This is a genomic window from Nonomuraea mangrovi, from assembly GCF_042681425.1.
Classification (GTDB): Bacteria; Actinomycetota; Actinomycetes; order Streptosporangiales; family Streptosporangiaceae; genus Nonomuraea; species Nonomuraea mangrovi.
This window is the reverse complement of the sequence record NZ_JBHUFV010000104.1, coordinates 45,940-55,422: the sequence shown is the minus strand read 5'-3', so window position 1 is coordinate 55,422 and position 9,483 is coordinate 45,940. Positions and strand designations below refer to the sequence as shown.

At 71.1% G+C, this 9,483-nt stretch carries 7 protein-coding genes; 3 read left to right on the top strand and 4 right to left on the bottom strand.

The features are described 5' to 3' along the window. Window positions 1–58: 58 nt before the first annotated feature. Both ACFSKW_RS52470 and ACFSKW_RS52465 read right to left on the bottom strand, forming a co-directional pair. A complete protein-coding gene (locus ACFSKW_RS52470; protein ID WP_379583005.1) occupies window positions 59–1,990 on the bottom strand; it encodes an FtsX-like permease family protein in 1,932 nt (643 codons plus the stop codon). Beyond that, the gene (locus ACFSKW_RS52465) at window positions 1,987–2,664 is read right to left on the bottom strand and encodes an ABC transporter ATP-binding protein (RefSeq protein WP_379583003.1); all 678 of its coding nucleotides are present in this window, start codon (window positions 2,662–2,664) and stop codon (window positions 1,987–1,989) included. The genes ACFSKW_RS52470 and ACFSKW_RS52465 overlap by 4 nt, the downstream gene beginning before the upstream one ends. A gap of 149 nt (window positions 2,665–2,813) precedes the next feature. On the opposite strand from ACFSKW_RS52465, the gene ACFSKW_RS52460 reads away from it, so the two are divergent. The 3 genes from ACFSKW_RS52460 to ACFSKW_RS52450 all read left to right on the top strand — a co-directional run bounded on the left by ACFSKW_RS52460 (window position 2,814) and on the right by ACFSKW_RS52450 (window position 5,137). After that, window positions 2,814–3,464, top strand: a complete 651-nt coding sequence (locus tag ACFSKW_RS52460) for a response regulator (RefSeq protein ID WP_379583001.1) — start codon at window positions 2,814–2,816, stop codon at window positions 3,462–3,464. Between the two features lie 142 nt (window positions 3,465–3,606). Next, a complete protein-coding gene (locus tag ACFSKW_RS52455) occupies window positions 3,607–4,179 on the top strand; it encodes a DUF4328 domain-containing protein (RefSeq protein ID WP_379582999.1) in 573 nt (190 codons plus the stop codon). Window positions 4,180–4,249: 70 nt separating this feature from the next. Continuing rightward, window positions 4,250–5,137 carry a hypothetical protein gene (locus ACFSKW_RS52450; protein ID WP_379582997.1) on the top strand — a complete coding sequence of 296 codons (888 nt, stop codon included), beginning with the start codon at window positions 4,250–4,252 and terminating at the stop codon, window positions 5,135–5,137. 16 nt (window positions 5,138–5,153) lie between these two features. Here ACFSKW_RS52450 and ACFSKW_RS52445 read toward each other — a convergent pair whose 3' ends face one another. Both ACFSKW_RS52445 and ACFSKW_RS52440 read right to left on the bottom strand, forming a co-directional pair. Continuing rightward, complete coding sequence (locus tag ACFSKW_RS52445; protein ID WP_379583011.1) at window positions 5,154–9,179, bottom strand: DNA polymerase III subunit alpha; 4,026 nt, start codon at window positions 9,177–9,179, stop codon at window positions 5,154–5,156. Further along, on the bottom strand, window positions 9,179–9,445 hold the full coding sequence (locus tag ACFSKW_RS52440; RefSeq protein WP_379582995.1) for a DUF6504 family protein: 267 nt from the start codon (window positions 9,443–9,445) through the stop codon (window positions 9,179–9,181). Before ACFSKW_RS52440 ends, ACFSKW_RS52445 begins: the two co-directional genes overlap by 1 nt. Window positions 9,446–9,483 lie beyond the last annotated feature (38 nt).

The following is a 9,483-nucleotide window of genomic DNA, read 5'->3' as shown; positions in this document are numbered from 1 at the left end:
AGCGGTCGCTGATCGCATTCGACCACTAAACGTAGCCACACCCCTTGGCATCAACCATCTAGTCGGGACGCGGGGCGGGATCGTCGGTCACCGCGCGCAGCAACGGCCTGCTCAGCGCGCCCGCGCCGATCACGCCCGCGAACCCGACCGTGACGCACACCGCCAGCGTGATCGCGCCCGAGATGTTCGGCGACACCAGCATGAACGGCGAGGCGCAGAACACGCCGACCGCGATCGCGCCGCCGCCCATCACCATGAGCGGGATCAGCGTCTCCGACCTGCGCGCCCTGTCCAGCACCTCCAGCGGGGTGCCCGCCAGCCGCAGCAGGGCGTAGGTCTGGCGGCGGTCCAGGACCGAGGAGGCGGAGGTGATGCCCGAGCTGGCGATCGCGACGAGGAACGACACCGACAGCACGACCACGGTCCCCGTGGCGATGTCGTCGAGAAGCTGGCCGGTGAAACGCTGCTCGTCCGCCTCGCTGGTGGCCGAATGCCCGGGAACGAGCCCGTCCAGCGCCGTGCGCGCCCTGTCCACGTCGGCTGTGCCGACGGCGGCGGCGACGAGCCCCTTCTCCTGCTTCACCGTGGCCTTCACCCCCGCCTTCGCGAGCCGCTCGCGCGCCTGGCCCGCGACCACGGCCACCTTGGCCTCGGGCACGGCGAGCATGAGCCGGCCGTCGGCGGCGTGTCCCGCCAGCGCGTCCCCAGGGCTGAGCAGCCCGAGGAAGCCCGCCACGAAACCCGTCAGCGCCACCCCGCTGACCGTCCGCCACGCCGAGCGCGGATCGTCCACGAGCCTGCGGCCCGCCAGCAGCTTCGCGGGCCGCCTTGCGCGCTTCGCGGTGATCCTGCCGATGAGGCCGACGACCCACGGGCCGACCAGGTTGACGCACAGGAACGCCAGGCCCAGCACCACCGAGACCACGCCCACGCTTGCGCTCGTGCCGAGCATGGGCACGACGGCCAGCACCGCGAGCAGGGCGACCACCCTCACGAACCGCATCGCGGGCGGGGTCTCCCTCTTGGCCACGCCGAGCGGGCTGACCACGACCCTGCGCAGGCCGACGATCGCCGACACCCCCACCAGCAGCGGTACGGCCAGCAGCACGCCGGCCGCCAGAAGCGGGTTCGGCAGCAGATCGCCCGCGAACCACGGCCCTCCGCCGATCCTGATCGCCTTGAGCAGCGGGACCGCCACGCCGTACAGGACGGTGCCGAGCACGGCTCCCGCGAACGCGACGATCACGGCCTCGGCCACGGTCATCGCGACCACCTGCCCAGGGGTTGCGCCCACCAGCCTGAGCGCGGCGAGGCGCTGGTCGCGGCGGGCCACGGTCAGCCGCGCCGCGGCGCCGCCGAACACCAGCAGCGGCACCACCATGAGCACGCTGGCGATGAGCGCGAGAATCCGGTAGGCCTGCGCGTCCTCCGTCGGAGTTCCGGCGAGCGTCTCGACCTTGGTCGGCGGTACCCCGCCCCGCCACGTGTCGCCGCGCGTGCCGGTCATGGCGGGGTCGTCGGCCCGGTGGCCGACCACCGCGACCAGTTCGCCCGGATAGACGAGGGCGGAGTCGCCCAGCACGCCCTTGACGTTGTCGTAGCGGTCGGCGAGCCGGTCGGCGGGCAACTGCCTGGCCAGCTCCGCGAGCGCCGGCGACAGCCACACCTCGCCGGGGGCGGGGAAGCGCGGCAGCCCAGGCGGCGCGTCGGCCTTCGGGTCCAGCGCCGCCAGGTCGACGACGGTGATCTTCCTGTCCTGGACGTAGTCGTCCCTGGTCGCCTCGACCGCCGTCGCCTTGCCCGCCGCCTGGACCGGGTTGCGCCACGCGCTCCGTTCCGCGCGTCCCTGGAAGGCGAAGTTGGCCGAGACGGCGAACAGCAGCAGCCCCGTGGAGATGACGACCGCGCCCAGCGTCAGCCAGGTGCCCAGCATGCCTCTGCGCCCGCCGCCCCTGAGCAGGCGCCAGGTGAGGCTCATGAGGTTGCTCACCGGCTCACCGCGCCGTGAAGCAGGTTGCCGTCGCGGACCTCGACCGTACGGTCGCACCAGCCGGCCACGCCCGGGTCATGGGTGACCACGATGAGCGAGGCGCCGTTGTGCTTGGTGGCCTCCACCAGCAGCCGCATCGTGTCGTGGCCCGTGTTCTGGTCGAGCGCGCCCGTCGGCTCGTCGGCGAACACCACGGCGGGCTTGGTCACCAGCGCCCTGGCGATCGCCACCCGCTGGGCCTGACCACCGGACAGCTCGCCCGGCCTGCGCCCCTCCATGCCGCCGAGCCCGAGCGGGGCGAACCACTGCCTCGCCTGCCGTACCGCGTCGGACCTCGACACGTTGCCGAGCATGAGCGGGAGCGCCACGTTCTCCTCGGCGGGCAGTTCGGGCAGGAGCTGGCCGAACTGGAACACGAACCCGAACCTGGTCCTGCGCAGGGCGCTGCGGTCGCGCTCCTTCATGCTGTCGATGCGCTGGCCGAGCAGGTGCACCTCGCCCGTGTCCGGCTTCATGATCCCGGCCAGGCAGTGGAGCAGGGTGGACTTGCCCGAACCGCTCGGACCCATGATCGCCACGGCTTCGCCCGCCTGGATGGTGATGTCCACGCCGTTCAGCGCCACCGTCTGGCCGAAGCGCTTGGCGAGCGCGCGGCCTGCAAGTACGTCGTTCATGGAGACGACCTTGTCGTGCGAGGCCGGGGCCGCGGATCGGCCGTGCGTCCGATCGCCATCAGCCGATCGGCCGATCTAGGCTCGGCCCCGCCCCCGGGAGATCGGAGGGCGGCCCATCCCACGATGATCGGAAAGTTAGGCTTGCCCGTGTGACGATTCGCGTGCTCATCGCCGACGACCAGGAACTTGTCCGCACCGGCTTCCAGATGATCCTCGACGCCCAGCAGGACATCGACGTCGTCGGCACGGTGGCCGACGGGGCCGACGCGGTCGAGGCGGCCAGGCGGCTGCGCCCCGACGTGTGCCTGCTCGACATCAGGATGCCCAAGCTCGACGGCATCGAGGTGACGAGGATCCTGGCGGGCCCAGGCGTCGAGAACCCCATGCGGGTGGTCATCGTCACCACCTTCGACCTCGACGAGTACGTCTACGGCGCGCTCCGCTCGGGCGCGACCGGCTTCCTGCTCAAGGACAGCGGCCCCACCCTGCTCATCGAGGCCGTCAGGGCCGCGGCCGCCGGCGACGCGCTGGTGTCACCGTCGGTGACCGTACGGCTGCTCCAGCACCTCGCCCAGCCGGCGGCCGGCGCGGTCCGGCCGCTCAACGATCCGCTGACCGAGCGTGAACTCGATGTCGTACGGCTGGTCGCCAGAGGCAGGACCAACCAGGAGGTGGCCGGAGAGCTGTTCGTGTCGCTGTCCACGGTCAAAACCCATCTCGGCAGCATCCAGTCCAAACTCGGGGCAAGGAACCGGGTGGAGATCGCCGCGTGGGCATGGGAGTCAGGCGTGGTCAGCTGATTAACGGAGGGCCTGGCGGGATACATGTGAATCAGAACCTCAATGTGTGCCACGGGGGGAGAGATTCGTGCGCCAGGCTCCTTCCGCGGCGAAGCGATCGGCTTCGGCGGTCTATGTGACCCTTGCCGCCCAGCTCGCCGCCATGACCGCTCTAGTGATCTTCGATCAGGTGCGCGGCAGGCGGCTCGCCGCCGAGATCGTCACGCTCGGTGGTGACGCGCGCGCCCCGGGAGCCGAGGCCGTGGTCGGGGCCGTCACGCTGTTCGCGGTGCTGATGTTGCTGGCGGTCGGCACGCTGGTCGCGTCTGCGTCCGCCTACCTGACCTGGCTGGTCAGGGCGCGCCGCGCCACCAGGGTCGCCAATCCGTCGGGGCCGGTGATGGCGGCGTGGCTGCTGCCGGGCGTCAACCTGATCGCGCCCGTCATGCTGGTCGACCAGGTATGGAAAGGCTCCCGCCCACCGCTCGACCGGCGAGTGCGCTGGCTCGCCCTGGCGGGTGCCTGGTGGGCGAGCTGGCTGGCGGCGCTGGCACTGGTCATGGTGCGACTGCCGCTGCGCGGCTCGTCGGGCGAGCTGACCGGGCTGAGCGGGCTCGAACTCGGCGTGACGGCGGTGGCGGCGCTGCTGTGCGCGTGCACGGTCCGTGAGATCACCCGCATCCAGACCGCCCCGTCCCGCCTGCGCCACCTGGCCACCTCACCTGCGATCTCCTGATCTCCGGGATGGAGCGTCAAAATCCGCGTCCGGCTGACACGTAGCGCAACCTTCACTAACTTAACGTGTCATGCCCGGCCCCCAGCATGATGCGACCAACAACCTGGTTCGCGACCATCCAGACCTCGCCATCCGGCTCATGAGCATGATCAGCGGCATTCGACTGGCGGACGGCTCCCAGATCCGCGTCGCCGGAGGGGAGCTCAGCGACCGTGTGTCGAAAGTCCGTCAGGCCGATACCGTGCTCGTCGGCGGTCCACCGCAAGACCCCTGGTATGCGGTGATCAGTGAGATCGAGACGAGGCTGTCGGACGACAAGCTCGACCAGACCCTGCGTTATGCCGTCACCTTGTGGCTGCAGTTGAACAAACCGGTTTACGTGATCGTCATCTCGCCCGACCGCAGAGCCGCCACGTTCAGGCGATCGGTGACGGTGAGTGCGGGAAAGCTGGAAATCACCCTGGACCCGTGCGTGTACGGCCCGGACAACATCCCGGTGCTCACCGATCCCGGTCAGGTGGTCAGCGATCCCGCACTCGCGGCGCTGTCCGTCATGGCTCATGGCGAGCGGCAGGAGGTCAGTGAGACCTTCTTGAAGGGGCTCAACGATCTCGATGACGATGACGCTCCGCGATACTATGAATACGCACACAACATGGCTTCGGCCCCGGCACGGCGTGTGATGGAGGCGTTGATGTCCAGCTCGACCTGGCTGGTTTCCAGTCCTTTCGCTCGTAAGCACTTCGGCGAGGGCAAGGCGGAGGGCCTCGCGGAAGGGCTCGCGAAGGGCAAGACCGAGGGCGAGGTCACGTTGCTGCTGACGTTGCTCGAGGCGCGCGGCATCGCCGTTTCCGACGAGATCCGTGCCAGGATCACCTCCTGCGCCGATCCTGGGCAGTTCGAGGCGTGGACGCGGCGCGCCGCCGTGGCCACCTCGGCCGGCGAGGTCTTCGAGTAGACCGGCCGGCCGGGGGTCAGGCGGCCTGGGTGGGGCCGGAGCTGCCCTGGCTGGCGTGCCAGAGCCGGCGGGGCGGGGTGACGACGCCGGGGGTGGGGCCGATGTCGGAGTACGGCGAGATGCGGTAGCCGTTGGCGTACTCGATGGTGCGCCCGCCGACGCCCTCCGCGGGGGCCCGCCGCCTGTCGAGCAGCGCGAGGACCGCCTCCAGGCCGTTCGCACGCCACGCGGCGTCGAGGTCGACGAGGTTCCAGCAGTCGACGGCCCGCATGGAGATCGCCCTGGTGCCCGTGCGGCGGATCACTCCCCTGGCGACCATCAGCCACGACCCGAACACCGTCGAGGCGCACCTGCCCTGCACCGACTCGAAGAAGGTCAGGTCGACAGGTCCCGTGGAGTCGTCGAGGGTGGTGAAGATGACCCGCTGACCCGACCGCACCGCAGGTGTCTGGGTGGCGACCTTGACGCCCGCCACCAGGACCTCCGCGCCGTTGCGCTGGGCGAGCAGGTCCTTGGAACGCACCACCCCGATGGCGTCGAGCAGCGTGTCGTGGAAGCTCATCACGTGTCGGCTGACGTCGATGCCGAGGATCTCCAGCTCGGCCTCGACCATCTCGGTCTCCGTCATCTCCGGCAACTCGCCTGGCTCGATACGTTCGGCGAACCCCAGGGGCAGCTGTACGGCAAGCGGCTCGTCCATCCGCGGCTCCTCGGCCGCGGCGGTCGTGGCCGTTCCGCCTCTCGCCTGCGCCTTCCCCTGGTGGCGCGACGACCTCCCCTGACGTGGCGGCGAGGACGCGCGGCTCCCGTCGGACCCAGCCCTGCCCGAGAAACCGGATCCCGACCCGCCCGAGAAACCGGATCCCGAGCGGCCGGGGAAGTCGGAACCCGTCCGGCCGGGGGACCCGGTGGAGTCGTCCCTGGAGCGCGCCTGCCCGGGAGGCGGTGACGGGCTGTAGCCCTTGCGAGCAGGGGGGCTCGCCTTGACGCCCGAGACCGAGGCCCGCTCCAGCACCCCCACCTGGGCGATCAGGTCGCGCCTTGTCAGCTCCCCTGGCCGCCAGCGCGGACCGCCGGGCCGCAGCGAGTGGAGCGCGTCGAAGCCGCCCACCTGGACCAGCCGTTCGATGACCGGACGCGAGGGCCTGGCCCTGTCCCAGAAGTCGGCGAGCGAGGTGTAGGGCCGGCCCGCCACCATCCTGTCGACCTCCGCCTCGCTCACTCCCTTGACCGCGGAGAACGGCACACGCAGGCCGTATCCCCGGCCGAGCTCCTCGGCCTTGAAGTCGCGCACCCGCCGCCGGTAGTCGACCCCTTCCAGGGAGGAGGGCTGGACGCTGACGCGCAGCGGCGGCGGGCCGACGCGTTCGACGGTCCAGTGCTTGGCCGACTTGTTGACGTCCAGGGGAAGGATCGTCACCCCGCACTGCCGGGCCTCGTCGATGATCACCCGCTGCGGGTACATGCCGGGCTCGTGGGTGAGCACACCCGCGAAGAAGGCGGCGGCGTGGTGCCGCTTGAGCCAGGCCGACTGGTAGGTGGGCAGCGCGAACGCCGCCGCGTGCGCCTTGCAGAACCCGAAGGCGCCGAAGGCGTCGAGCACCTGCCAGGCCCGCTCGACCGTCGCCTGGTCGTAGTCGGGCAGCACGTTCGCGAGGAACCACCGCCGCGAGGCCTCGCGGCGGACGGGGTCGCCGAGGCTGCGCCGTATCTTCTCCGCCTCGGACAGCCCGGCGCCGGTCATGGCGTCGATGATCTTCAGGACCTGTTCGTGGAAGACGACGACCCCGTTGGTCTCGGCGAGGGCCGCGCGCAGGCGGGGGTGCGGGTAGGAGGCGGCCCGCCAGCCGTGCCGCGACTCCAGGTAGGGGGTGACCATGTCGGAGTTGACGGGGCCAGGCCTGAACAGCGAGATGTCGACGATCAGGTCGTCCATCGTGCGGGGTTCGAGTTTGGCGACCAGCTCGCGCTGGCCTGGCGACTCGATCTGGAAGCAGCCGAGCGTACGGCTGGCGCAGATCATGTCGTAGGTCCGCTCGTCGTCCTGCGGGACGGCGTCGAGTTCGACGTCGACGTCGTCGACCCGCTTGATCTCGGTCAGCGTGTAGGCCATCGCCGACTGCATCCGCACGCCGAGCACGTCGAGCTTGAGCAGCCCCGCCTCCTCCACGTCGTCCTTGTCGAACTGCGACATGGGGAAGTCGAGGGCGCTGCGCTCCACGGGGGTGCGGTCGCGCAGACCCGAGTTGCCGACCAGCACCCCGCACGGGTGCAGCGCGATGTGCCTGGGCAGCCCGTCGAGCTTCTCCGCGAGCTGGAACACCCTGCCGAGCCCCGCCTCGTCGAGCCTGCTCTCACGCAGCTCGGGCAGGTCCTTCAGCGAGGCGGTGATCTGGCGGGCGCGGATGTGCGGGAACGCCTTGGCGATGGCGTCGATCTCGTGCGGTGGCAGGCCCATCGCACCGCCCACGTCCCGCAGGGCGCTGCGGGCCCGGTAGGTCTCCATCATGGACACGCAGGCCACGCGCGACTCGCCGTACATGTCGTAGATCGCCTTGTAGCAGTCGAGGCGGCGGGCGGACTCCACGTCGATGTCGATGTCGGGCAGGCCGATGCGGCCCTCGGACAGGAAGCGTTCCATGAGCAGGCCGTGGTGGAGCGGATTCACCTCGCCGATGCCGATGAGGTAGTTGACCAGGCTGCCCGCCCCCGAGCCGCGGATGGCGCAGCGGATGCCCATCTGCCGGATCCGGTCGGTGATGCCGACGACGGCCATGAAGTATCCGGACAGCCGCTTCTTCTCGATGATGGCCAGCTCGGCCTCGAGGCGGTCGCGGGCGTCCGCCGATCCGCGCAGCCCCCGGTCGTCGAGCCCGTTCTCGCAGCGGTGGCGCAGCAGCGGGACCGGGTCCCTGCCGATCTCGGGCAGGTGCAGGTCGGGAGGGTCGCTGCTCAGGGCGAGCAGCCGCCTCGGGTCGATCACGCACGCCTCGGCCAGGGCACGCGTGGTGTACAGGAGCCGGTTGGCGCGCCCCTGGTCGCCGCCGCAGATCTTGTGGGCGACCCTGCGCATCTCGTCGCCGCTCTTGAGGTAGGCGTGGGAGGTGCTCCTGTCCAGGTGCCGGGGATGCAGGGGGACGAGCTGGCGGGCCGCGTCGAGCACGTCGCCCACCTGGTGGTCGGCGGGGTCGAGGTACCTGGCCGCGTTCGTGAGCACGGCGGGCACGCCGAACTCCTCGGCGAGGGAGAGCATGCGGACGGCGGTGGTGGCGTCGCGGTAGCCGTACTGGTCGACCAGCTCGATCACCACGCCGCGCACCCGGGAACGCCAGAGGTCCAGCAGCGCCCTTGCCTGCTCGTCGCGCCTGGCGGCCACCGCGCGGCCCACGTCGGATCTCGGCCCGAGCAGCACGACCAGCCCGTCATCCGGGCCGAACGCCCCGCCCCTCTCCCTTCCGCCCGGACGTCCCGCGGGGCCCGGAGCGGGGGTGCCGGCGCCGGCGGCCCATTCGCCGACCAGGTCGCGGGTCACCTTCGGCTCGCCGCGGGTGCCTGCGTAGTGGGCGGCGGTGACCAGGCGGCACAGCCGGGACCACCCGCCGGAGCGGGCCAGCACGGTGACCCTGTCCTCGGCGTCGGCTCCGGTCCGCGGGCGCGCCTCCCGCGGACCGGAGCCGAACCCGTGACCGCCGAACCCGCGACCGCCGGACCCGTGACCGCCGGCCCTGCGATCGCCGGACCCGCCGGGCGTGGCGGGGCGGTGCGAGCCGGACAGCGGCCCGTAGGCGGCCGGGTCGCGCGGTGGAACGGGGTCGGACGCGGCGGACGCGTCGAGCGCGAAGTCGACGCCGAACACCGGCGAGATCCTCGCGTCCATGCAGGCCTGGGCGTGCTTGAGCGCCCCGTAGAGACCGTCGCGGTCGGTCAACGCGAGGATGTCCATCCCGTGCTCGGCCGCCCGCCGTACCAGGGCCTGGGGGAAGGCGGTGCCGTACCGCATCGAGTAGGCGGAGCTCACGTGCAGGTGCGGGAAGGAGAGCATCAGTCCCACGCCCTCAGCAGCAGCCAGCCCCCGCTGGCGGTGTCGAAGCGCAGCTCGTAGGAGCCGAGCTCACGGCCGGGACTGGCCTCGACGCGCCAGAACTGGCGCTCGCCCGGGTCGCCTTCGGTGGTCTTCCACCATTCGCGGGACACCACCCACTGGTCGAGGACGCGACGAACGAGGTAGAGCCGATCGCGCCAGACGAACTGGGTCGGCTGGCCCTCTCGGGTCCACACCTCTATCGGATCGCCGTAGAGTCTGCTCAAGACGCTTCTTCTCCCCGTGGCTCTGGGTCTGTTGCTGA